Below are 23,988 nucleotides of genomic sequence, written 5' to 3'. Positions count from 1 at the left end.
CGGTGCCGAAATCCTAGGCGCCCGTCGCGGCGGAATCAACGGCGATCGGAGTGCCGCGCCGGTCCATGGCCGGCGCGCGCGGCTGTTCGGGCCGTCGCGGACGGCTATCGGCAGTAGGCCTGCCATCGCCTGCGCTGGCGTTGCAGTTCCGGACTGTCCCCCTGCGGCTCGAGCGCCGCAATCGACATGCGTGTCCGCGCGCAGAAGTCCTGCAGGTATCCCGCTTCGCCCATCATCCGCCGCCCGCGGTCGATGCCTTCCAGGGTCGGGGGCGGCGGCGGCGCGGGAAGCCATCCTTTCTTGCCGGGCAGCCTGGGAATATGCGAGCGCATCGGGTCGGCCGGCGCGATCACGATCGGTTCGTTGGCGCGTACCCATCGATGCGCCTGCGCGAGGATGTCGGCGGCGCCGGAGGAAGGGGGAGGCGCATCCACGGTTGCCGTCGCGGGTCGTGGCGCGCGCGTGCGGGCCGGCCGCGGGCGATGGGAGGCCGCCGGCGCCCTGCGTTGCGACGGCCCCGGCGGCCGGGCAAGCGGCGTCGGGGCGGCGGGCGGATCGATCCAGACCACAGCCGTGGCCGGTGCGCGATGGGGAGGCGGCGGCGCCAGGACGAGCATCCGCCAGAGCAGGAGGTGCACGAGCACCACGGCAAGGCAGGCCAGCGCTCTCCCTCCGGTTCCCTCCACTCGTCGGCTGCGCTTCCCTGGCAGCGTCCGTGCAACGACCGGACTTGGAGCGCGGCGGTGGAGGGAAAGTTCAACGACGGCCCGCCAGCCCTGCATGGCCGGCGCCGCCGGCCCGGCATCAAAAGCGGTAGGTCACCGCCAGGCGCACGTTCCGCGGCTCTCCCCAGGTGTAGGTGCTGTAGACATCGAAGATCGTGTAGTAGCGCTTGTCGAGCAGGTTGCCGACATTGAGCGTCGCCGACAGCCGTTCGTTGAACTCGTGGCGGGCCATCAGGTCGAGCAGCCAGTAAGGCGCCGTGCGATGCTCGACCGTGCCCCCGGCGGGCAGCGGGATCGATCCCCAGGTCGAGCTCTGCCAGCGTGCGCCGCCGCCGACCGTCCAGCCTTGCAGCGAGCCGCGCAGGCGATAGCTGGTGTGCACGCTGAACTGGTCTTCCGGCTCCAGCGTCGAGATCTTCTCGCCGGACTGCCGCGCCACCTTGCGCGTATAGCCGCCCTGGATCTGCCAGCCGGGGCGCAGCTGTCCGGACAGTTCGAGCTCGTAGCCTTGGGTGCGCACGCCGGGCAGGGCGCGGTAGGCGATGCCGCCGCTCGGCGTGCGCCCGCCGGTGGGCTGCGGGAAATTGTCCTGCTCGAGCCGGAACGCGGCTACGCTGGCGTTGAGGCGGCCGTCGTAGAACTCCGCCTTGAGGCCGGCCTCGTAGTTGCGGCCTTCCAAGGGGTCGAGCCTGCGGCCTTGCTCGTCCTGGTTGCTCTGCGGCTTGAAGATCGTGGTGTAGCTGGCGAAGGCGGACAGATGCGGGCTCAGGTCGTAGACCAGGCCGGCGTAGGGCACCACGATGCCGCTCTTGTCGATATCGACCGATCTGTAGTTGGCGATGCGGCTGCCGACGATGGCCTTGAGCGGATCGGCGAGATCGAAGCGGCCGACCAGGTACAGGCCGCTTTCGCGGGTGACGTCGTCGTTGGCGAAGCTGGGGATCCAGGCCGGCTCAGGGATGTCGCCGTCCCAGGTGCGGTAGTCGGGAACCTGCAGCGGGTAGTCCGCGGGCGCGGAGTAGCCGGTATTGGTCCAGCGCTTGCGCGACACGCTGCCGCCGACCACCAGTTCGTGCTCGCGGCCGAACCACCGGAAGCGGCCGCTGAGATAGAAATCGGCGGCGTTGCTGACGGTCTTGCCGACGTACTGTCCCAGCCACAGGCCGACGCCGGTGCCGGTGAGCGGATCGGGATTGCCGGAGGCGGCGGCGCCGAGCGCGGCGTCGTAGCCGTTGACCTGGTGGTTGAGCTGCAGCTTGGCGATCCAGTCGTCGCCGAAGCGGTGCTCGAGCGTGGCGAAGCCGGTGCGGGTGTACTGGCGCCAGCGGCTCCAGCGCGCGCCGTTGTTGAACGAGCGCGGCCTGCGGTAGAAATCGCCGTTGCCGTCGAGCAGCGGGATGCCGCCCCAGCTGGAGCCGCGCGGGTCGCTGTCCTGGTAGTCGGCGCCGACGGTGAGCAGCGTGCCGTCGTCCAGGTCGGCCTCCAGGATGCCGTACAGGACTTCGTTGCGCCGCCGGTAGTGGTCGGTGTGGGCGTGCGCGTCCTGGAACGCGGCCACCGCGCGGCCGCGCACGCGGCCGTCCTCGCGCAGCGGTCCGCCGACGTCGATTTCGGCGCGGTACTCATCCCAGGAGCCAGCGCCCAGGGTGGCGCTGCCGCGCAGGCCCTCGCGCGCGGGCTTCTTGCGGATCAGGTTGATGGTGGCGCCCGGATCGCCGATGCCGGTCAGCAGCCCGGTCGCGCCCTTGAGCACCTCGACGCGGTCGTAGATGGCCATGTCGCTGAGCGTATTGCCGGCGGAGTAGGCCGAATCGCGCTGCATCGGGATGCCGTCGTACTGGAAGTTCTGCACCGGGAAGCCGCGCGCGTAGTACTCGGTGCGCTCGCTGTCGTAAGTCACGATGCTCAGTCCGGGCGTGACGCGCATGACATCGTCGATGCCGGTCATGCCGAAGTCGTCCATCTGCTGGCGGGTGATTACGCTGATGGTCTGCGGCGTCTGCCGCGGCGTGAGCACCAGCCGCGTGGCGGTGGCGATGGTGCCTGGCGTATACGCGCCGCTGCCCTCGGTGACGGTGCCGAGCTGGTTGGCGGTGACCTGCACCGTGTCCAGCGTTTTCGCTTCGTCCGCATGCGCAGCGGCCGCCTCCACGGGCGGCGATTGCGCCCACGCGTGTCCCGCGGCGAGCGCGAGCATGGCGGCTACGACGGCCTTCGCCAATGGCGTGCGCCGCCGGCGCCTCCCGGCGGAACAGGGAAGCACGGCGTCAGGAGCGGAAAGGAAAGGAGACCACCACGAGCGGCAAGGCACGGACATGCATGCGATTCCAGGGGAAGAAAGACATTCCTCTGGCGTCGGCTTGAGGCGTTGGAGGCGCGGGCCGGAGCCTCGCGCAGCGCCGTGATTATACGGCCGGCGCGCGGCCGACGGGAGGCGCGGCCGGCCGCCGCGGGGCCTTTCCCCCAAGCGTTCGCGGATCAGCCGTGGGGCCCGCCCATGACGGGCAGGACGATGCCGTTGACGTAGGCGGCGGTGACCGGAGAGGCCAGGAAGACGAACGCCGGCGAGATCTCCTCCGGCTGCGCGGGACGGCCCATGGCGCTGTCCTGGCCGAATTTCGCCACCTCGGCGGCGGGCCTGTCGGCCGGATTGAGCGGAGTCCAGACCGGCCCCGGGGCGACGCAGTTCACGCGGATGCCGCGTTCGAGCAGATTGCCCGCAAGCGCCTTGGTGAAGGCATGGATCGCCCCCTTGGTGGCCGAATAGTCGAGCAGGTGCTTGCTGCCGAACAAGCCGGTTTCTGATCCGTTGTTGACGATGCTCGCGCCGCGCTCCATCAGCGGCACCACGGCGCGCGCCATGTGGAAGTAGCCGCCGATGTTGGTCTGCAGGGTTTCCTGCAGATGCTCGTCGGTGATGTCCTCGATGCGCTCGGCATGGAGCTGGAAGGCGGCGTTGTTGACCAGGACATCGATGCGCCCGAACTCGCGCTTGACCTGCGCGGCGGCCTTGCGGCAGAAGGCGCTGTCACGCACGTCGCCGGAGATCAGCAGGCAGCGCCGGCCCTCGTGCTCGACGTCGCGCCTGGTCTGCTCGGCATCCTCGTGCTCGCTCAGATACAGGACGGCGATGTCGGCGCCTTCGCGCGCGAACAGCACGGCCACGGCGCGGCCGATGCCCGAGTCGCCGCCGGTGACGATCGCCGCCATGCCCTCGAGCTTGCCGCTGCCGCGATAATCCTCGGCCAGATAGCGGGGCGGCAGGCGCAGGTCGGCCTCGAGTCCCGGCTTGCGCAGGTGCTGCGCGGGCAGCGGGTTCTGCGGCTGCTTTCTGGGACCGGCCTGCACGGGCGTGGATTTCGCGGCCTTCTTCGCCGGCGGCTTGGCGTCGATGCGTTTCTGGATCTTGCGCTGCCGCTTGGCTGTCGCGGATGCGCTTTTCGGGGCGGTCATGGGGCGTCCTTGGTCGTCACATCATTTTTTCGCGTGCCTTCTCGGCGCGCGCGGCGCCGATCGCCGTCTCGACATGCTTTACCTCCTCTGGCGGAGGCAGCACGGCCGGCATCCCGAGGCTTTGGATCCACAGCTCACGGCACCAGCCCTTGGTGTGATAGAGGTGATGGTCCTCGTCGCTCTCCACCGCCTCGAAAGCCTGCTGGAACAGCGCCGCATGCGGGCCGCCTTGCCGCGCCACCTGTCCGATCAACTCCCAATTCTGGTGATCCTTGGTTTCGGCCAGCACCACGCATTCGGCGGCCACCAGTTCGGCCGCCGCGGGGTCGGCCTTCGACGCGGCCATCTCGATGGCCTGCACGAGCGAGGCGCCGAGGTGCGCGACCACCGCGCGACCGGGGCTTTTCTCCTCGAGGTCCATGCCGAGCTCGCCGAAGACGTGCGTCAGCACCCGTTCGTGGGTGCGGGTTTCCTCCAGATAGCCCTGCCATTCCTTGCGCAGGTCTTCGTTCTTCGCCGCCTTGATCGCGGCCGTGTAGATCTCGATGCCGCCACGCTCCGTCTCCAATGCCTGCAACAGCAGTTCGTGGACCTGCGCACCATCGGCTTTTCTTCCCATCTCGATGCTCCCGTTGGATCGTGCATCCTGATTACGCCGCGCATCGTTCCCGTTCCGTGAACAGTTCATTGCTTGCGCGTGGAAGATGGCTGCATGATGAATGCATCCGATCAACTTGACGGAATGCAATCGCCGTCGATTGAAGTGGCGTGTAGGGTCTGTCACCGTGAATGCGACGCGGAACCGTGGTCATAGCGAATAGTTAACAAGCGGGGGATCCAGCACCGAAGAAGGAGCGGAAAATGGGCATTCGTGCGGAAAGCAATGTGATGCGGACCAGGACGAACCGGGCGACGAGGGACAGGCTGGAAGTCCTCATGGTCGAGAATTCGCCCTACCTCTGCCGGGGCGCTTCGAAAACAGGCAGCGCGCCGACGCGCGGGAGGGATTCGGCATGCCATGCGCCGGGCGATGCCGGGGCCGTTCGCGAATTCGTCAACATGGAAGCGGAATTGGGCCGTTGGTGCGACCGCTACCGGGAATTCGCGCTCGGCATGGGAATGCGCCGCAGCGATTACGTCCCCGCCGTGAAGCTGGGCATCGATGCCTACGTGCGCGCGCACGGCCGCCCGGTGGACGCGCTGAAGACGGAGCTCATGGGTTGCTACCTGCGTACCCGGGGCGTTTCCCGCCTGAGCTGGGACCAGGCCTGGCCGGTCGTCGAAACCGTCTGGCGGGGCCTTCAGAAGCAGGGCGCGGGCGCTTTCCGTCATGCCGCTCCGGCCGTCCCGAGCCAGCGGGGCTGAGCCATGGCGCGCCCCATCTGGACAGGTACGATTTCCTTCGGGCTGCTCAATATTCCCGTCAGGCTGATGACCGGCGAGCGCCGCGTCGATCTGCATTTCCGCATGCTGGACAGCCGGAACAAGGCGCCGATCCGCTACGAGCGGATCAACGAGGAAACCGGCGAGGAGGTGCCTTGGAAGGAGGTGGTCAAGGCGTTCGAATACGACAAGGGAAGCTATGTCGTGATCGAGGAGGAGGACATCGCCGCCGCGGCGCCGGACCACAAGGAGACGGTCGAGATCGACGCGTTCGTCGACGCCGACAGCATCGCCGCGGAATTCTACGAAAAGCCCTACGTCCTGGAGCCGGGCAAGAAGGCCGAAAAAGGCTATGTCCTGCTGCGCGAAGTGCTCAAGAACACTGGCAAGGTCGGAGTCGGGCATGTGGTGATCCGCACGCGCGAGTACCTGGCGGCGGTGATGCCGCGCGGCGACGCCCTGGTCATGATGATCCTGCGCTATGCCCAGGAGCTGGTCGATCCCGCGGACTACGGCCTGCCCAAGGGCGGCATGTCGAAATGGAAGATTTCCCCGCGCGAGGTGCAGATGGCCGAGAAGCTCATCGACTCGATGAGCGGAAGCTGGGAGCCGGGCCGCTACAAGGACGACTTCCGGGAGCGCCTGCACAAGGTCATCGAGAAGCGGGTCAAATCGAAGCACGTGGTGCGCGGCAAGGCCTCGGAAGAGGCCAGGCTGCCGGAGAACGCCGCGACCAACGTCATCGACTTCGCGGAGCTGCTCAAGCGCAGCCTGGAGAAGAAGGGCGGTTCGCCCGCCAAGGGCGCGAAGAAAACGCCGGCGAAAAAGGCCCGCAAGGCGCCGGCCAGGAAGAAGCGCGCCAAGAAGACGGCCTGACGCCGAACGCCCCTTCGCCGCGGCGGCGCCTAGTCTTCGGCAGCCGTCGCGTCGGCCGGGCCGCGGGCCGTCACGTCCCCGTTGCTCTCGCGAAACTCCCGGGCCAGGCGCACGTACTCGTCGCGCAGCTTTTCCAGCTTGGCCTCGTCCAGGTTCTCCAGGTCGAGGAGGGCGTTGCTGGCCTTGCTGATCCGGATCAGCTCGTCGAGCTTGATCTGCAGCGCGGCGGTGTCGCGGTTCTGCGTGCTCTGCAGCAGGAATACCATCAGGAAGGTGACGATGGTGGTGCTGGTATTGATCACCAGCTGCCAAGTCTCGCTGTAGCCGAAAAGCGGCCCGGACGCGGCCCAGGCCACGACCAGGGCCGCCGCCGCGACGAAAGTGAGCGGATGGCCGGCGATCCTGGAGGCGTGGCTGGTCATGCGGTTGAACCAGGACGACATGGCGTTCTCCTGTCTAGCCTTCGGTGGATGCGCGCAGCTTGAGGAGCCGGCGCACCTGGTCGAGATCCTGCCGGACCTTCCCGATGCCCGCCCATGGGTGGGATCGCCAGCGTTTCACCCGTCGCGGCGCGTTCTCCAGCGTGAACTGGTGCCCGCCGGCGACCTTGGAAAGCTCGGACCAGCGCAGCGGCATGGCCACCGGGGCGCCGGGCCGGGCGCGCAGCGAGAACGAGGCGACGCTGGTGGCGCCGCGGCCGTTGCGCGGGTAGTCGACGAAGATCCTGCCCTTGCGGAATTTCTTGGTCGCCGTGGAGACGAAATCCAGGGGGCGGCTTTCCGAGAGCATCTCCGCGATCGCCCTGGCGAACGGCTTGACCAGGGACCATGGGCAGCCGGGATTGAGCGGCACGACCACGTGCAGGCCCTTGCCGCCGGAGGTGCGCACGAACGACCGGAGCCGCAGGTCGCGCTCGAGGATGCGGTGCAGCAGCCGCGCCGCGGAAACCACCTCGCGCCAGGCCACCTCGGGGCCGGGATCCAGGTCGAAGACGATGCGGTCCGCGCGGTCTGGCGTCTTGGCCAGCGCGCCCCAGGGATGGAACTCGATGGAATTGAACTGGACCAGTTCCATCAGCGCGTCTGCGTCGCGGACGACCAGGTAGTCGGCGCGATGCCCCGACTCCTCCTTCAGCCGCACCGTGTCGACCGCGTGCAGGCCGGCCACGTGGTGCTTCTGGAAGAAGCACTGCCGGTCGATGCCCTGCGTGCAGCGCACGATCGACAGCGGCCGCCCCTCGATCTCCGGCAGCATCCACGGCGCCATCGCGGCATAGTAGTCCGCCACCTGCCGCTTGGTGATGCCGTCCTCGGGGTAGAGCAGCTTGTCGGGGCTGGTCAGGCGCGGGGCGGTCTTGGCGGTCTTCACGGTCTTCTTCCTAGCGATGGGGCGCGGCGCGCGGTCGGAATCGAGCAGGTCGCGCGGCGTCTTGTCCGGGCGCAGCGCCTTGAGCGAGGGCTGGCGCAGCAGGCCCTGGCTTCCGGTACCGCGATAGAAGACTTCCACGACCGCGGCCGGCGCGAACCAGCGGGCCGATCGCAGGTCGGTGTCGTTGGGCGGCACGTAGACGGTGGGGCGCTTGGCGGAGGCGCCCAGCGTGGCGCTGATGTCGTCGATCATGGCCTCGCTGAAGCCGGTGCCGACGCGGCCGGCATAGCGCCAGCCGTGCTCGGCATCCGGGCGCGCTAGCAGCAGCGAGCCGAAGCCGGTCCTGCGCCCCTTCGGCGCGGTGTAGCCGACGATGGCGAACTCGTCGCTGGCCAGCGACTTGGTCTTGCGCCATTCGCCGCTTCTTCCGGAAACGTGCGGGCGATCGGCGCGCTTGGAGAGGATTCCCTCGAATCCGCCATCGATGGCCAGGCCGTAGGCATGTGCGCCGCTGCCGGGAACATGCGAGCTGAAGGAGAGATGGGCGGGGGCGGGATCGAGGATCCGCGCCAGCAATGCCTTGCGCACGGAGAGCGGCGCCTTGCGGATATCGATGCCGTCCACCTGCAGCAGGTCGAACAGCACGTAGCTGAGCACGCCCTGCTTGTCGCCCGAGAGCGTGGCCTGCAGGAGATTGAAGTCGTCCTTGTTGCCGCCGCCGGCGATCAGTTCTCCGTCCAGCGCCGCCGAGCGCAGGCCCAACGTTTCCAGCGCCGCCGCGATCTCGGGGACCTTCGCCGTCCATGCGAGCGCATTGCGCGACCAGAGCTCGGCCTTGCCGTCGACGATGCGGGCGACCAGGCGGTAGCCGTCCCATTTGATCTCGTGCAGCCATTGCGCGCCGTCGGGAGGCGCCTCCACGAGCTGGGCGAGCTGCGGCTCGAAGAAGCCGGCTTGCCGGCCCGCCTTCGTCGCGCCGGGCAATTTCGCCGCGATTTCCGCCCATGGCCGCTTGCGCCGCCTGGGCTGCGCGACCTCGCGCAGCCGCTTTTTCCCGGGCTTGCCCTTGCCGGCGCGTTTCGCGTCCGCGGCCGGCGGCGGCGCGACGTCGGCGAGCAGATCGTCGGCCTCGAGCGTGCCGGCGAACGCGTCCTGGTCCTTGATCAGCAGCCATTGCGGCTGCCGGGCCGACTTGCCGGAGCGCACCAGGTGCCAGGCGCCCTTGAGCTTGGCGCCGAACAGCTCGAAGCGCAGATGCCCTTTCGCCAGCTGCTCTTCCGGATCGCCTTCGGTCGACCAATAACCGGTGTCGAATCGCGCCACGTGGCCGCCGCCGTAATGGCCGTGCGGAATCTCCCCTTCGAACTCGGCGTAGTCCAGGGGATGGTCCTCGACCTCCACGGCCATGCGCTTGACCTTGGGGTCGTAGGACGGCCCCTTGGGCACTGCCCAGCTCTTGAGCGCGTCGCCGACCTGCAACCGGAAATCGTAATGGCGGCGGCTGGCGTGATGGAGCTGGACGACGAAGATCGACCGCCGGCCTTTCGGCAGGCGCTTGCCGGGTTCCGGTTCCCGGGTCTGGTCGAAGCGTCGCTTGCGTTGGTAATCGGTCAGTGTCGCCACGATGCGCTCGGCGTGCGATCAGGCGGCATCGATGGAGCGTCCGGGCTTGATCGCGTGCCAGAAGATTGCGATGCCGGCGATCATGCGTCGGCTTTCGTTATGCCTCCGCAAAGAAACGCATCCGTCGACCGGATCGAAACGTTAAGCGCGTCGCATTCGGAGCGGCATTGCCAAACGGTTCATCTGTCCATGAGATTCTGCCCGGGATCCGTGCGGCGCCATGCCGGCGCCCGCACGCCTACGCGAATGGAGTCCCGGCATGCCGTCGCAACCTCGAGATCGATCCGCGGACGCCACCGGAAAACGCAGCGCCCGCGCGGCGGGCCTGCTGTACGTCAACGACCAGGAGCCGGGCATCGTCCGCATGCGCTCCGGGCGCGGCTTCGTGTACCGCCTGCCCGGCGGCAGGCGCGTGGCGCAGCCGCGCACGCTGGAGCGCATTCGCGCACTGGCGATTCCGCCCGCATACCGGGACGTGTGGATCTGCCGGACGCCGCGCGGACATCTGCAGGCCACGGGCAGGGACGCGCGCGGCCGCAAGCAATACCGCTATCACGCCGACTGGCGCTCGGTCCGCGACGCGGACAAGTTCGCCCGCCTGGTCGACTTCGGCAATGCGCTGCCGCGGTTGCGCAGGCGGCTGCGCGCCGATCTGCGCCTGCCGGGCCTGCCGGCGGACAAGGTGCTGGCGATCGCGGTATCGCTGCTGCTGGAAACGCAGATCCGCATCGGCAGCGAGGCCTACGAGCGCAGCAACGGTTCCTACGGCCTGACCACCTTGCGCAATCGGCACGTCAGCTTCCTGCGCGCCGGGCGCGCGCGGCTGAGCTTCAAGGGCAAGGGTGGACGCCGGCACACGCTGTCCGTGGACGATCCGCGCCTGGTGCGCCTGGTGCGGGCCTGCCAGAGCCTGCCGGGACAGCAGCTGTTCCAGTACCGCGACGACGGCGGCCGCTTGCGTCCGGTCGATTCCGGGGCGGTGAACGAATATCTGCTGCGCGTCCTGGGCGCGCCGTTCACCGCCAAGGAATTCCGCACCTGGGCCGGCACCATGAAGGCTTTCCAGTGCCTGGCGGCGATGCCGCTGCCCAAGCGCCTGTCCGACCGCGCGCTGGCGAAAGTGCGCGGCGAGGTGACAGGCGAGGTCGCCGCCCTGTTGGGCAACACGCCGGCGGTGAGCCGCAAATCCTATATCGACCCGTCGCTGTTCCCGGGATGGCAGGACGGCAGCCTGGCGCGTGCGGCCGCTACGGCGCGCGGCGCGCGCCAGTGGGAACAGGCATTGGTCCGTTTCCTCAAGCAGGCGCGCCGCAGGCCGCGGCGCTGAGGTGCCGGCGCGGGGAGCCCGCGCCGGGCCCGCTCTCGGACCCGGTGCGCATCGCGCGAAGCGGGCGGGCGCCGGGCCATGAAGATCCGGCGCCTGCATCTGGCTTATTCCGCCGTGTGCAACTCCCAGCAGAACAGCGGCCCATCCTCCGCATCCATGCGTTCGCCTGTCCGCCGGAATCCGTTTCGCGCCAGGACCTGTTGCGAACCGATGTTGCCGACGGAGGTCTCCGCGGTGATCCTGGCCACGCGCGGATCGCCGCGCGCCCAATCGGCCAGGGACGCGACGGCGCGGGTGGCGACGCCGGCGCCCTGCCGGCGGGGCGCGATGCCGTAGCCGATGTGCAGTTCTCCGGCCAGCGGCGGGCGGATCACCGAACACAGGCCCACCACTTCGCCGTTCTCCACGATCATCCACGCCGATGGTGCGAAATGCCGCCGGATGTCGGCGGCGAGATCGCCCAGCATCCGCAGGACGTCGGGTGGGGCGATGGCGCAATCCGGCACCAGTCGCAGGTTTTGCCTTGGCGCGCGCGCGTCCAGGAGCGCGGCAAAGTCGCGCGCCTTTGCTTCGATCAGCATGATGTTCTCGACAATGAGGGTTGTGCCCAAGGGGCAGCGGCGGTCGAGAAGCGGGAACCGGGCGCGAAGCCCGGCCGTCAGCGATAGCGGCGTTTCGTCCCCGCCTTCGCGACCGGTGCGGTCCGGGATTCGATGACGGTGGACAAAGGCCTGTCTCCCTGCGAGATGGCGGGCAAGGTAACAGCTTGCCGCTGCGGCGGGAAGATTCGTCGCCGCGCGTCGTGCGTTCAGCGCGCCAATCCCGCCCGATAGTCGGGGTACAGCGGCGTCCATGGCAATCGCTCGCGGGCGCGGCGGTTGGAAACACGGAAGGAGGGCATCAGCATGCGTCCGCCGGGTTGCGGAGGCGCGCTTCCGGCAAGGACGCAGACGTGGCCCAGCACCTCGCGCCAGGGCGAAGGGCGGTCGTCGGCCACGATCAAGGCCTGCCGGGACGGCCAGCGCTCGATCGCCGCGACGGTCGCCGCGGCCATGTCGGCGACGTGGACCAGCGAGATGTAGTCCTCGCCGTCGCCGGGCATCCGCAAGCCGCCGGCGCGCGCGCGGGCGAACCACGCGTCGTCGAAGCCGGTCCCGGGTCCGTAGAACAGGCCGCCGCGCAGGATCAGCCAATCCAGCCGCGATGCGCGGATCGTCGCTTCCATCTCGCCGACGGCGGCGATGGCGGCGCCGGCGAGGCTGTCCTGCGCCTGCGGATGAAACGTGTCCTCGTCGGCCCAGGCGGCGCCGCCGCCGGCATGGACCATGGCGATGCTCTGCTGCACGACGCGCGCGACGCCGGCGGCGTGGCAGGCGCGGATCCACAGCGGCGTGCCTTCGCGGCGCAGCCGGTCGGTGGCGGCGTAGTCGCCCGGCGAGGCCGGGCTGGGCAGCTGGGTGGCGAGATGGATCGCGACGTCGCAATCGGCCAGGCCGGCGCGCAGCGAAGCCTCGTCGAACAGATCGGCCGCCGCGAGCTCGGCCCCGCAGGCAAGCGCGGAAGCCGCGGCCGACGGCGTGCGCATTAGGGCGCGCACGCGGTGGCCGGCGGCCGCCAGGCGCGGCAGCAGATGGCGGCCGTAGACGCCGGTCGCCCCGAGGACGGCGATGCGCATGCCCATGAGCCCACGTTCCTTCGATGTGTTGCGCCTGGGCCAGCATAACCGCGCGCGAGGTCGGGAAAGGGGGAGGCCGGAGGTCCTGCCGAAGGCTTGCCGCGCCGTCGGCGAAGTGCTCCAGGCCAGCGGATTCGGGGCCTCGGCCGTGGAGAGGGCCATCCGGGCAAAAAAATGTCGCCGCCTTGTCGATCCGGCGCCTGCCCGCGCGTCGCTTGGAGGAAATCCATCGAACCGTGCCTCGGCACCCATGCAACCGGAGAGTCCCATGCGCCAGTTCCTGCTCCAGACCTGCCTGCTCCAGACCTGTCTGCTCGCCGCCCTGCTGGCGGTATCCGCTTCCGCCGCCGCCGTTCCCGTCCCGCTGGACGCCGAAGCCGCGCCTGCCGCGGCGGCGGCCCGCAGCGGTACGCTGTCGGTCGACGGCGTCGACTACTACTACGAACTGCACGGGCAGGGGCAGCCGCTGCTGTTGCTGCACGGCGGGCTTGGCGCGGGGTCGATGTTCGGGCCCGTGCTGGAACGCCTGGCCGAGCGGAACACGGTGATCCTGGTGGACCTGCAGGGACATGGCCGCACGCCGCTCGGCGAGCGGCCGTTCAAGATCGAATCGATGGGCGACGACATGGCGGCGCTGGTGCAGCGCCTGGGCTATCGCCAGGTCGACGTGATGGGCTATTCGCTGGGCGGCGGCGTCGCCCTGCGCATGGCGGTGCAGCGGCCTGCCCAGGTGGGCAAGCTCGTGCTGGTGTCGGCCTCGCACACCAGCGAGGCGTTCTACCCCGAGATCCGCGCGATGCAGAAGACGATCGACGCCAACAGCGCGCCGATGATGCGCGACACGCCGATGTACAACACCTATGCGGCGGTGGCGCCGAAGCCGGAGGATTTTCCGCGCCTGCTCGACGCGATCGGCGGCCTGATGCGGCAGTCCTTCGACTGGTCGGCGGACGTCGCCAGGCTGCAGGGGCCGGTGATGCTGGTGTACGGCGACGGCGACATGTACCGGCCCGAGTCCGAAATCGCGTTCTACCAGCTGCTGGGCGGCGGCAAGCGCGATGCCGGCTGGCAGCGCGAGACGCTGTCGAAGAACCGGCTGGCGATCCTGCCCGACGCCACCCATTACGACATCTTCGCCTCGCCCCGCCTGGTCGACGCGGTGGCGCCGTTCCTGGCCGGCCGCAGCGACGCGAAGTCCTGGGATGCGCAGCTGTCCGGGGAAAAGAACTGATCCGTCCGCGCCCACGCGATGCCGGCGGGCCGTTCGAGTCCTTCTCCCGGCGGCCCGCCGGCTGGAGCTAGTCGGCGTCCTTCAGGCTGACGGTCGCCGGCTCGCCGCCGCCGGGGACGACCGTCAGCGTGACCTGCGAGGGATACTGCGCATCGTGGTGGACGGCGTTGCGTGCGATCACGCCCTGGGTCTCGTCGTAGTTGTTGCCGCCGGTGTTGAGGTTGCGGTCGAAGCGCGGGAAATTGCTGCTGGAGACCGCCACCCGCAGCTTGTGCCCGGCCTTGAAGTAGTTGCTGGTGTCGATCGGCTGGAACGTGACCTTGTAGACGCCGTCGGGCTGCATCCATACCGGCGGCCTGTCGTAGCCTTCGCGGTAGCGCATGCGCTGGATGTTCTCGGTGACGTTGAAGGCCTTGCCGTCCGGGGCCACGTCCATGACCTGGAAGGTGAAGTCGGTGTCCTTGGCGCTGGAGGAGACGTACAGCGTGACGGTGATCGGGCCGCTGACCTCCACGCCTTCGCGGAACGGCTCGGTGTCGTAGACGAGGATGTCGTTGCGGGTCTCGTGCGCGCGCTGGTCGAAGGCGCCGAACTTCACCGCATTGCCCTGGCAGCAGCCGCCGCCGCCGAAGGTCGGCACCGGGTTCGCGGGGTCGTAGACGAAGCGGTCCGGCCGGTCCTCGGCATCCGGCTGCGCGGTGAGCTTGCCGTCGCCGTAGAGCGTGTTGGCCTGGCCGCCGCTGCTGAAGTGGAAGGTTCGCGTCTGCGCGCCCTTGGGCGGCCAGGTGGACGATTGCCGCCACTTGTTCTCGCCCATCACGTAGTACATCACCTTCGGCTGCTTGCGCAGCAGGCCGTTGTCCTCGCCCTTGAGGAAGTGGTCGAACCAGCCGTAGACCAGCGCGTCGTAGTCCAGGCGCGGATCGCCGACGCTCAGGTCGCCGATCTCGGTGTCCTTGGTGTCGCGCTTGTAGGCGCAGTGCAGCGACGGCGAAATCACCGCGTACTGCTGGTCCGCGATCGCCTTGCTCGCGTTCTGGCGCACCCAGTTGTAGGCGGCCAGGTTCGGCGACACCGAGACGTCGTACCAGCTCATGAACCACAGCCCCGGCCTGTCGATCTTCATGCCCTCGTGCCAGAGGCCGCCCTTGCGCCAGGCCGGATCGTCCGGCGCGCGCGCGATCATGTTGCCGCCGGTCGGGATCGGCATCGGATCGGCGAACATGCCGGGCGGGCCGTCCACGGCTTTCAGGATGTCCTTCACCGGCAGGTGCCAGAACGCCTTGTCCCAGTCCACCGGCGGCATCAGCGGCTGCAGGTCGAACATTTTCGAGACGCGGATCAGCTCGGCCTGCGAGGTGCCCGGCGGGAACATCGGCCGCACCTGGTTCTGTTCGCCGTAGAGCCAGGACAGGAACAGCAGCTGCACCGCGCCGCCGCGATACCAGTTGCCTTGCTCCCAGTACGGGCCGACCTGGCCGACGCCGGCCCCGAAGCCCTGCACGTTGAAGGTCGCGAAGGCCGGCTCGCCTTCGGATACCACCGCCAGCTGCCATTCCGCCGTCGACGAACAGCCGGTGGTGCCGACCTTGCCGTTGGACCACGGCTGGGAGGCCATCCAGCGCACCGCATCCACGCCGTCGCTCAGTGGCGCGCCGAGGATCTCGTAGTTGCCTTCGGAAAAGAAATGGCCGCGCTCGTTCATCTGCACGTAGGCATAGCCGCGCTTCACCGCTTCCAGCTCGTCGCTCATGTCGCTGGGCGCGCCGAGCCGCACGTCCCAGAAATTGAAGTTGTACGGGGTGCGCACGAAGATGACGGGCACCTTGCCCTTGGCGTTCTTCGGGCGATAGACGTCGGCCGCCATGCGCTTGCCGTCGCGCATCGGCACCATGACCTTGCGCTCCACCACGGCGATGTCCTGCAGCCGCTTTTCGATGTCGTTGCGCTGCGCGATCAGCTTCGCGTTCGGATCGCGCTGCTGGGCCGCGGCCGGCAGGCCGGCCGCGAGCGTCAGCGCCGTCGCCAGGGCGGCATGGACGAGGGGATGGCGCGGGGCGGCGGTCTGCATGCGGGCTGTCTCCGGACGAGAATCGCGAAGTATCCCGCAGCGCGCCGCCCGGCGAACGTGACTTTCTTCCTATCGTTCGACAAGTCCGGTCGACAAGTCCGGATCAGGCAAGGATGTACTCGGCTGTCCCGGAAGCATGGCCCGCCGCTTATTTGGCCGGGCGCAGCAGCAGCCAGGCGGCCACCGGCAGGAAGGTGGCGTACACCAGCGGCAGGTACAGCATGTCGTAGAGCGCGTCGTGGTTCGATGGCGGAAAGGCGTAGACGTCCAGCTGCCGCAGCACCAGCCGCAGGGCGTTCAAGCCGAAAGCCAGCCGGGCAAGCCAGTCGTAGCGCCTGCCGCCGAGGGCGGCGCACAGCAATGCGCTGCCGAGGATCCAGCTCAAGCCGAGGGGGAAATACAGCGCGCGCTGCACGGCGCCGAACAAGGCCTGCTGGCCGAGCAAGGCGGCGCGCGCCTGGTCGGTCGTGGCCGCCAGGTACTGCGCGGGCAGCGACAGGTAGACGTGGAACAGCTCCACCGAACGCAGCATCACTTCCAGCAGGCAGAACACGAAGAAGCCGAGGAAGGCGGCCACCGCGGCCGACGGCCGGCGGGGGAAGGCCAGCGCGCAGCACACCAGGAACAGATAAGTCAGGCCGAAGAACGACAGCAGCATCGACAGTGCGCGTGCGATGTTCAGGGGATGCGGACCCTGCAAGAGGGCCTGCGCCGCGTCCTGCGCGGGCGGCAGCGCGGCGAACACCGACCACTGGAAGGTCTGGATGCCGACGTAGGCCACCGCCACCAGGGCGGCCGCGATGCGATGAGCCCTGGAATCGAACATGCCGGCCGTCCCGCGATAGGGTGGCGCGACTCTAGCAAGGCGGCATCGGGTGCCAGCCTGCCGGAAGTCACGCACGGCGTTGTCGCCCTCACGCAGCGCGCTTGCGGCCGATGCGCGCGCGGGCCGAGGGGCGTCGCCCGGGCGGCGATAGGGCGGCGCGGCCTCGGCCGGCTACGTCATCCCTGGGCGGTACTGGCGCGCAGGAAACGCAGGATCCGTTCGTTGACGTCCTCGGGCTGCGCCATGGCCGCGATGTGGTCGGCGTCGGCGACGATGGCGCCCTCGAGCGCCGGCATGCGTTTGCGCGCCAGCGCGAGCATCGCGGACGGATCGTAGAGCTGCTCGCGGTCGCCGATCAGCAGCAGGGCGGGCGCGCGGAGGCCGCGCAGCTGGCGGCGGCCGAACACCGTCGGCGTGATGACGCTCACTTTCGCGGTCGACGCCATCGTGACGGCCATCAGCGTCGCCCATTTGGCGTCGCGCGGCCGGATGCCGAGGTCCGCCATGCTGGCGGCTTTCCCGCTGCGGGAGAGCCGGCGAAGGAGCTTGACCAGCGGCCGCTTGATGCGCGCGCGGAAGGTCAGCGTCCAGAATTGCGAGGCGAATACGCCGACCGGGCTGATCATCACGATGCGTTCGACGCGCCCGGGCGTCGACAGGGCCTGGTTCATGGCCAGGAAAGCGCCGAAGGAGCAGCCGACGAGCGACGCGCGCCGGATGCCGAGGCCGTCGAGCAGATCGGCGAGCCAGTCGGCGTAGTCGTGCCGGTTGCGCAAAGGACGGTCCGCCCATCCTTTTCCCGATTGCCCGACGACGTCGACGGCGTAGGTCCGGTAGTGGCGATTCAGCCCCGCGGCGTTGAGACGCCAGGCGGTGGCGGTGCCGGCGAAACTGGGAAGCAGCAGAAGCGGCGGCGCGTCCTCGGGGCCGCTCGCGACGACATGGGTCGTTCCCAGGCGGGTGCGGATATCCAGCTCCGCGCAAGGCGTCGGCCAGTCCCCGAGCACGGCGTCGTAGGCGGAGAAGTATCGATCCCGATGGGCGTCGCTCTTGAACGCGGGGAGCGCCGCGGATGGCCGGAGCGACGGAGCCTGCGCGGTTGGGATGGAGGTATCCATGGTCGCGGCGGGGGGGGCGGGCGGAAGACGTAACTATATGAATTTGTGGGGATTCGAAAAGTCTTGAAGTGCGCCATCCAGGCCCCAAGATCGGTAATGAGGGGCATGGAAGCACGCACGATGGCCATGCGAGTGCCATGGCGGCACGTCTCCCGATATGCGGCGCAGTGGTGGTGCGCGCCCCCTCTTGCACGCATCGGGACCTAGGCGGGCGCGTCGCCCGTTTGCAGGGTCGCCAGGCGCAGGAACGCCTCGTGCTGGTAGCGGCTCATGCGCAGCTGCTGGCCGGTATCCATGGTGACCACGTGATGGCCGTTGAACCACGGATGGATGTGCTTGACCCGGCGCACGTTGATGATCGCCGAACGGTGGATGCGGGCGAACTGGCGCGGGTCGAGGCGGGCGGCGAGGGCGGTCATGGTTTCGCGCAGCTCATGGACGCGGCCGGCCAGGTGCAGCTCGACGAGATTGCGGTTGGCCTTGATCCAGACGATCTCGCCGACGTCGACGAAGACCACGCGATCCTCGGCCCGCACCGGAATGCGTTCGATGTACTGTTCGCGGCGGCGCAGTGCTTCCAGCGCGTGCAGGATGCGCGCGGTGTCGCGGTCGGCGGCCGACAGCCGCGCCTTGGCGCGCCGCAGGGTGGCGGCGAAGCGCTCGCGGCTGAACGGCTTGACCAGGTAGTCGACGGCATTGGCTTCGAAGGCGCGCACCGCGTACTGCTCGTAGGCGGTGACGAAGACGGTGGCCGGCATGCGCTCGGCCCCGATCTCGGCGACCACGTCCAGGCCGGTCATGGCCGGCATCTGGATGTCCAGGAACACCAGGTCCGGCGAGCGGTTGCGGATCGCGGTCGCGGCCGTGGCGCCGTCGCCGCATTCGCCGACCACGACGATGTCCGGATCATCGCGCAGCAGGCGCACGATGGCGTGGCGCGCGATCGGCTCGTCGTCGACCACCAGCGTGGCGATGCTCATGCCGCGACGTGCTCGGGTATGTCTTCCGGCGTTTCGAGCTCGCGGAAAGGCAGGCGGACGCGGCAGGCCACGCCTTGCGGCCAGGTCATGTCGAGGCGGATGTCGGCGCGCTCGCCGTAGAGCTCCTTCAGCCGCAGGCGCGTGTTGGACAGGCCGATGCCGTGGCCCGCGGGCGCCTCGCCGGGTTCGAGCGTGCTGTTGCCGTTGCGCACCTCGATGCACAGCATGTCGCCTTCGCGCCGGCTTTCGATCTCGACGCGGTCCGCGCCCACGCGCCGGCCGATGCCGTGGCGGATGGCGTTCTCGACGATCGGCTGCAGCAGCAGGCTGGGCACGGCGCAGTCGAGCGTGTCCGGGGCGACGTAGACCTGGGTGGTGAGCCGGTCCTTGAAGCGCTTGCGCTGGATGCCGAGGTAGAGGTCGAGCAGGTCGAGTTCGCGGCGCAGCGCGATTTCCTGGCCGTCGTAATCCTCGAGGAAGGCGCGCAGCAGCTCGCTCAGGCGCAGCAGCATGTCCTCGGCGGACAGCTTGTCCTCGTCGAGCAGGGTGACGATGGCGTGCAGGGTGTTGAAGAGGAAATGCGGCTGCAGCTGCGTCTTCAGCACCTGTAGGCGCGACTGCGCCAGTTCGGCGGCGAGCCTGCCGGCCTCGATTTCGCGCTGCGCCTTCTCGGCGTGGAATCGCAGGGAGTGCTGGATCGCCAGCAGGCTCCAGTAGGTGAGCATGCCGGTGGCGCCGTGCTGGCCGAGGAACTGCAGCAGTTGCTCGACCAGGCCGCTCGGCTCGAACGGCACCGACACGATCGCGCCGATCACCAGGGCGAGCAGGGTGATGCCGGCGCTGGCGAACAGATGCCACGCCAGCGCGCGCAGGCGCAGCGGCGCCTGGATCGGATGGCGCGCGGCCAGGCGGAACACCCAAGGCGCCAGCCCGGCCCAGGTGTACCACTGGATCATCGACCAGCGCAGATAGACGCCGAGCGACCAGACCTCGCCGCCGAGCAGGACGTCGCGCAGCAGGCGCTGCACGGCGAACACCAGCGCCACGGCCGTCCACAGGGCCAGGTAGCGGGTCGCGTCGATCTCCATGTCGCCGAGCCGAATCTTCATCGCATTCGTCCGCTTGGGATGACGCATGCTAATCACGGCGAGCGGCGCCTGAAAAGCGCCGGAAGCCACGGCTACGATTGGGGGCGCCGCAGCGACGATTCGTCCCGGAACGGTTGCCGTGACGGCCCCGGGACGGCGTGATGGCGCCGCCGGATCGCGACCGGCGACCGCGTCCGCCCCGGAGTCCGCCATGCGCATGATCGTCCCGTTGCTTCTCGCCGCTTGCTCGCTCGCCGACACCGCGCACGCGCGCGCCGAACCGCCGACCCGCTACCTGGAGCTGACCAATCGCGCCCACGACAGCATCGCCTCGCTGGCGATCGCTGCGGCCGGCGGCGATGGATTCCGCGAGCTGGCGATCGACGCCCCGCTGCGCGGCGGCGGCGAGGCGGTCACCGTCGCGGTGGCCGGGGAAGGCTGCCGCTACGACCTGCGCGTGGCGTTCCGCGACGGCCGGACGCGGGTCTACAGGGATTTCGATCTCTGCCGTCATCGCGGGCTGCGGGTGCTGCCGTCGCCGCGCGGCGACGGCCGGGGAAGATAGCGCCTCCCAGGGGCGATCCTTCGCCCGCGCGGGCGGACGGCGACGTCCGCTCGCGTTTTTTCGATGCAGTGCGCTTCCGCGCGACGCGCTTTGATGGCGCGTTAACCGCGATCCGCGCATGGTGACGCAAAAGCCAGGAGCGCGGCATGCGGCACAAGCACTTCCGTTTCGGCAAAGGATTCCGCGTGGCCTTCGACGTGCGCAGGCTTCAGGCGGCGGAAATGGTGATCGCGCCCGGGGACAGCGAAGGCGGGCCGGACAATCGCCACCGCGGCGCGGACCAGTGGCTGTACGTGGTGTCCGGCACGGGCCTGGCCATCGTCGAGGGCGAACGGCAGCGGCTGCGCGCGGGCAGCCTGCTGGTGATCGAGCGCGGCGAGCGCCACGAGATCCGCAACGTCGGGCGCACCCTGCTGAAGACGGTCAACTTCTATTCCCCTCCCGCCTATCGTCGCGACGAGACGGCCCTTCCGGCGGGGAAAGGCTAGCGGTCGCCCATGCCGGGCAGAAACATCCCGCCGATAGCGGCCGCTACAAGATCATCCGAAAAGATCTGCCGAAAGCAGGCTGCCGAAAGCGGACGGTCGAAAGCAGGCCGTCGAAAGCGCTCCGTCGAAAGAGGAAGGGGCGCCGAGGCGCCCCTTCCTGGCTTGCCTATGCCTCTTCCGCCTCTTCCTTGTAGGCGTCGATGGGAATGCAGGCGCACATGACGTTCTTGTCGCCGTAGACGTTGTCCACGCGCGCCACCGGCGGCCAGTACTTCTGCTGCTTGAGCACGGGCAGCGGAAACACCGCCAGCTCGCGCGGATAGGCATGCGTCCATTCGCTGGCGGCGGCCATGGTGGCGGTGTGCGGCGCGTTGCGCAGCGGGTTGTCCTCGCGGTCCAGGCGGCCGTCCTCGATGGCGCGGATCTCCTCGCGGATCTCGATCATCGCGTCGATGAAGCGGTCGAGCTCGTGCAGGGATTCGGATTCGGTCGGCTCGACCATCAGGGTGCCGGCCACCGGGAAGCTCAGCGTCGGGGCATGGAAGCCGAAGTCGATCAGGCGCTTGGCCACGTCCTCGGCGCTGACGCCGGTGCTGTCCTTGAGCGGGCGCAGGTCGAGGATGCACTCGTGCGCGACCAGGCCGTTGCGGCCGGTGTAGAGCGTCTTGTAGTGCGGGGCCAGGCGCTTGGCGATGTAGTTGGCGTTGAGCAGCGCCACCTGCGTGGCCTTGCGCAGGCCGGCCGCGCCCATCAGCGTGATGTACATCCAGCTGATCGGCAGGATGCTGGCGCTGCCATAGCTGGCGGCGCTGACCATGCCGACCGCCCCTTCGCCGCCGATGGTGCGGGGCAGGAACGGCGCCAGGTGCGACTTGACCGCGCAGGGGCCGACGCCGGGGCCGCCGCCGCCGTGCGGGATGCAGAAGGTCTTGTGCAGGTTGAGGTGCGAAACGTCCGAGCCCCACTTGCCGGGCTTGGCCACGCCGACCAGGGCGTTCATGTTGGCGCCGTCGGTGTACACCTGCCCGCCGTGCTGGTGGACGATGTCGCAGATCGCGACCACGTCCTCCTCGAACACGCCGTGGGTGGAAGGGTAGGTGATCATCAGCGCGGCGAGGCGATCGCCGTACTTCTCGGCCTTGGCTCGGATGTCGTCGAGATCGACGTTGCCGTTGCCGTCGCACTTGGTGACCACCACGGTCATGCCGCACATCTGCGCCGAAGCCGGGTTGGTGCCGTGCGCGGATTCTGGGATCAGGCAGATGTCGCGATGGTCGTCGCCGCGCGAGCGGTGGTAGGCGCGGATGGCGAGCAGGCCGGCGAACTCGCCCTGCGCGCCCGAGTTGGGCTGCAGGCTGACGGCGTCGTAGCCGGTGCACTCGACCAGCATCGCCTCCAGTTCGTCGATCAGCTGCCGGTAACCGGCGGTCTGCGCGGCCGGGGCGAGCGGATGGATGTTGGCGAACTCGGGCCAGGTCACCGGGATCATCTCGGCGGTGGCGTTGAGCTTCATGGTGCAGGAGCCGAGCGGGATCATGGTGCGATCCATCGCCAGGTCCTTGTCGGCGAGCTGGCGCATGTAGCGCAGCAGCTCGTGCTCGCTGTGGTGGGTGTTGAACACCGGGTGCTGCAGGAAGGTGCTGGCGCGCAGCAGGCCGGCCGGCAGGGCATCGGCGGTCGCGGCATCGAGCGCGTCGATGTCGTCGATGCGCGCGCCGAACAGCGCGGCCAGCTCGATCACGTCGGCGCGGGTGGTCGTCTCGTCCAGGCTTAGGCCGACGCGGCCCGGGTCGCCGGAGGCGTTGAGGTTGATGCCCGCGGCGGTCGCCTTGGCGTGCAGCGCGTCGGCGTCCACGCCGGCGATGTCCAGGGTGTCGAAGAAGTCCCCACCGACCTCGAGGCCGGCCTGGCGCAGCGCGCCGGCCAGGATCGCGGCCAGGCGGTGCACGCGGCGGGCGATGCGCACCAGGCCCTCGGGGCCGTGGTAGACGGCGTACATGCTGGCCATCACCGCCAGCAGCACCTGCGCGGTGCAGATGTTGGAGGTGGCCTTCTCGCGGCGGATGTGCTGCTCGCGGGTCTGCAGGGTGAGGCGGTAGGCCGGCTTGCCCTCGGCGTCGATCGAGACGCCGATCAGGCGCCCGGGCATGGAGCGCTTGTAGGCGTCGCGGCAGGCCATGAAGCCGGCGTGCGGGCCGCCGAAGCCGAACGGCACGCCGAAGCGCTGGCTGTTGCCGACCACGATGTCCGCGCCCCATTCGCCGGGCGAGGCCAGCAGGGTGAGGGCGAGCAGGTCGGTGGCCACGGCCACCAGCGCGCCGCGCGCGTGCGCCGCGTCGGCCAGGGCCTTGTAGTCGTGGGCCGCGCCGCGCGTGTCCGGGTACTGCAGCAGCAGGCCGAAGGCGTCGACGCTGGCGGCCTCGGCGTCGTCGCCGATGTGCAGGGCGATGCCGAGCGGTTCGGCGCGGGTCTTGAGCACCTCGATCGTCTGCGGGTGCACGCCGCTGGACACGAAGAACGTGTCGGACTTGGACTTGACCGAGCGCTTGGCCAGCGTCATCGCCTCGGCGGCGGCGGTGGCCTCGTCCAGCAGCGAGGCGTTGGCGATCTCCATGCCGGTGAGATCGGCCACCATGGTCTGGAAGTTGATCAGCGCCTCCATGCGGCCCTGCGAGATCTCGGCCTGGTAGGGCGTGTAGGCGGTGTACCAGGCCGGGTTCTCGAGGATGTTGCGCAGGATGACGTTGGGCGTGTGCGTGCCGTAGTAGCCCTGGCCGATGAAGCTCCTGAACACGCGGTTCTTGCCGGCGACGGCGCGGATCTTGGCCAGCGCCTCGACCTCGGTGATCGCCTCGGGCAATGCCAGCGGCGTCGGCGACTTGTCCGCACCGAGCCGGAGCTGGCCGGGCACGATCGCGTCGGTCATCGATTCCAGCGAGTCGTGGCCGATGGCGCGCAGCATCTGCGCGATCTCGGCGTCGTTGGGGCCGATGTGGCGTGCGACGAAGGCGGAATGGTCTTCGAGATCGCGCAGCGAAGGCGAAGCGCTGTGGGATGAGCCGTGATTCGACATGGCAGGGGCGTCCGGAGGCTTGGGAACAGGGGCTTGGGAACAGATCGGGAACATCATCGGCAACGGCGGGATCGGCAACGGCCGGGCCGATGAGGCCGGGCGTGCGTCCCCGCGCGTT

20 protein-coding genes are annotated in these 23,988 nt (G+C 69.2%); 6 read left to right on the top strand and 14 right to left on the bottom strand.

Annotation, left to right across the window (positions count from 1 at the left end; all coding sequences use genetic code 11):
* Nucleotides 1-104: 104 nt before the first annotated feature.
* From MD221_RS05180 to MD221_RS05165, 4 genes are all read right to left on the bottom strand, one after another.
* Nucleotides 105-647, bottom strand: a complete 543-nt coding sequence (locus MD221_RS05180; protein WP_242108286.1) for a hypothetical protein — start codon at nt 645-647, stop codon at nt 105-107.
* Between the two features lie 157 nt (nt 648-804).
* Nucleotides 805-2,922 (bottom strand): TonB-dependent siderophore receptor, encoded by a 2,118-nt coding sequence (locus MD221_RS05175; RefSeq protein ID WP_242108285.1) that lies wholly within the window; start codon nt 2,920-2,922, stop codon nt 805-807.
* A 281-nt stretch (nt 2,923-3,203) separates the two neighbouring features.
* Complete coding sequence (locus tag MD221_RS05170) at nt 3,204-4,178, bottom strand: SDR family oxidoreductase (protein WP_242108284.1); 975 nt, start codon at nt 4,176-4,178, stop codon at nt 3,204-3,206.
* A 16-nt stretch (nt 4,179-4,194) separates the two neighbouring features.
* Nucleotides 4,195-4,797 carry a hypothetical protein gene (locus MD221_RS05165; protein WP_242108283.1) on the bottom strand — a complete coding sequence of 201 codons (603 nt, stop codon included), beginning with the start codon at nt 4,795-4,797 and terminating at the stop codon, nt 4,195-4,197.
* Nucleotides 4,798-5,114: 317 nt separating this feature from the next.
* Between MD221_RS05165 and MD221_RS05160 the strand changes: the two genes are divergently transcribed.
* Both MD221_RS05160 and ku read left to right on the top strand, forming a co-directional pair.
* On the top strand, nt 5,115-5,543 hold the full coding sequence (locus MD221_RS05160; RefSeq protein WP_242108282.1) for a hypothetical protein: 429 nt from the start codon (nt 5,115-5,117) through the stop codon (nt 5,541-5,543).
* 3 nt (nt 5,544-5,546) lie between these two features.
* Complete coding sequence (gene ku / locus MD221_RS05155; protein WP_242108281.1) at nt 5,547-6,437, top strand: non-homologous end joining protein Ku; 891 nt, start codon at nt 5,547-5,549, stop codon at nt 6,435-6,437.
* Between the two features lie 29 nt (nt 6,438-6,466).
* On the opposite strand, the gene MD221_RS05150 is transcribed toward ku, so the two are convergent.
* Both MD221_RS05150 and ligD read right to left on the bottom strand, forming a co-directional pair.
* On the bottom strand, nt 6,467-6,880 hold the full coding sequence (locus tag MD221_RS05150) for a low affinity iron permease family protein (protein ID WP_242108280.1): 414 nt from the start codon (nt 6,878-6,880) through the stop codon (nt 6,467-6,469).
* Nucleotides 6,881-6,893: 13 nt separating this feature from the next.
* Nucleotides 6,894-9,428, bottom strand: coding sequence for a DNA ligase D (gene ligD / locus MD221_RS05145; RefSeq protein ID WP_242108278.1), 2,535 nt, complete (start codon nt 9,426-9,428; stop codon nt 6,894-6,896).
* 259 nt (nt 9,429-9,687) lie between these two features.
* Between ligD and MD221_RS05140 the strand changes: the two genes are divergently transcribed.
* Entirely contained in the window at nt 9,688-10,755 is a 1,068-nt protein-coding gene (locus MD221_RS05140; protein ID WP_242108275.1) for a DNA topoisomerase IB, read from the top strand.
* Between the two features lie 104 nt (nt 10,756-10,859).
* Here the strand turns inward: MD221_RS05140 and MD221_RS05135 are convergent, their stop codons facing one another.
* Nucleotides 10,860-11,336 carry a GNAT family N-acetyltransferase gene (locus tag MD221_RS05135; RefSeq protein ID WP_242108273.1) on the bottom strand — a complete coding sequence of 159 codons (477 nt, stop codon included), beginning with the start codon at nt 11,334-11,336 and terminating at the stop codon, nt 10,860-10,862.
* A gap of 227 nt (nt 11,337-11,563) precedes the next feature.
* Nucleotides 11,564-12,430: an NAD-dependent epimerase/dehydratase family protein gene (locus tag MD221_RS05130; protein ID WP_242108271.1), complete on the bottom strand. Its 867-nt coding sequence runs from the start codon at nt 12,428-12,430 to the stop codon at nt 11,564-11,566.
* Between the two features lie 268 nt (nt 12,431-12,698).
* On the opposite strand from MD221_RS05130, the gene MD221_RS05125 reads away from it, so the two are divergent.
* Nucleotides 12,699-13,661 (top strand): alpha/beta fold hydrolase, encoded by a 963-nt coding sequence (locus MD221_RS05125; RefSeq protein ID WP_242108269.1) that lies wholly within the window; start codon nt 12,699-12,701, stop codon nt 13,659-13,661.
* A gap of 67 nt (nt 13,662-13,728) precedes the next feature.
* Here MD221_RS05125 and MD221_RS05120 read toward each other — a convergent pair whose 3' ends face one another.
* The 5 genes from MD221_RS05120 to MD221_RS05100 form a co-directional block, all read right to left on the bottom strand.
* The gene (locus MD221_RS05120) at nt 13,729-15,732 is read right to left on the bottom strand and encodes a CocE/NonD family hydrolase (RefSeq protein ID WP_242108267.1); all 2,004 of its coding nucleotides are present in this window, start codon (nt 15,730-15,732) and stop codon (nt 13,729-13,731) included.
* Between the two features lie 148 nt (nt 15,733-15,880).
* Nucleotides 15,881-16,558, bottom strand: coding sequence for a hypothetical protein (locus tag MD221_RS05115; protein WP_242108265.1), 678 nt, complete (start codon nt 16,556-16,558; stop codon nt 15,881-15,883).
* Between the two features lie 176 nt (nt 16,559-16,734).
* Nucleotides 16,735-17,676, bottom strand: a complete 942-nt coding sequence (locus tag MD221_RS05110) for an alpha/beta fold hydrolase (protein WP_242108263.1) — start codon at nt 17,674-17,676, stop codon at nt 16,735-16,737.
* Nucleotides 17,677-17,879: 203 nt separating this feature from the next.
* Nucleotides 17,880-18,656, bottom strand: coding sequence for a LytR/AlgR family response regulator transcription factor (locus tag MD221_RS05105; protein WP_242108262.1), 777 nt, complete (start codon nt 18,654-18,656; stop codon nt 17,880-17,882).
* Nucleotides 18,653-19,765 carry a sensor histidine kinase gene (locus MD221_RS05100; RefSeq protein ID WP_242108261.1) on the bottom strand — a complete coding sequence of 371 codons (1,113 nt, stop codon included), beginning with the start codon at nt 19,763-19,765 and terminating at the stop codon, nt 18,653-18,655. Before MD221_RS05100 ends, MD221_RS05105 begins: the two co-directional genes overlap by 4 nt.
* Before the next feature lie 190 nt (nt 19,766-19,955).
* Here MD221_RS05100 and MD221_RS05095 point away from each other — a divergent pair, with 190 nt between their 5' ends.
* Together MD221_RS05095 and MD221_RS05090 are read left to right on the top strand one after the other, a co-directional pair.
* Nucleotides 19,956-20,309 (top strand): hypothetical protein, encoded by a 354-nt coding sequence (locus MD221_RS05095; protein WP_242108260.1) that lies wholly within the window; start codon nt 19,956-19,958, stop codon nt 20,307-20,309.
* Nucleotides 20,310-20,455: 146 nt separating this feature from the next.
* Complete coding sequence (locus MD221_RS05090) at nt 20,456-20,797, top strand: cupin domain-containing protein (RefSeq protein WP_242108259.1); 342 nt, start codon at nt 20,456-20,458, stop codon at nt 20,795-20,797.
* A 166-nt stretch (nt 20,798-20,963) separates the two neighbouring features.
* Here MD221_RS05090 and gcvP read toward each other — a convergent pair whose 3' ends face one another.
* Nucleotides 20,964-23,870 carry an aminomethyl-transferring glycine dehydrogenase gene (gcvP, locus tag MD221_RS05085; protein WP_242108258.1) on the bottom strand — a complete coding sequence of 969 codons (2,907 nt, stop codon included), beginning with the start codon at nt 23,868-23,870 and terminating at the stop codon, nt 20,964-20,966.
* Nucleotides 23,871-23,988: the final 118 nt, after the last annotated feature.

The organism is Luteimonas aquatica, from assembly GCF_022662575.1.
Taxonomy (GTDB): domain Bacteria; phylum Pseudomonadota; class Gammaproteobacteria; order Xanthomonadales; family Xanthomonadaceae; genus Luteimonas; species Luteimonas aquatica.
Note: the sequence above shows the minus strand (reverse complement) of the source record. Positions and strands in the feature narration are given on the sequence as shown.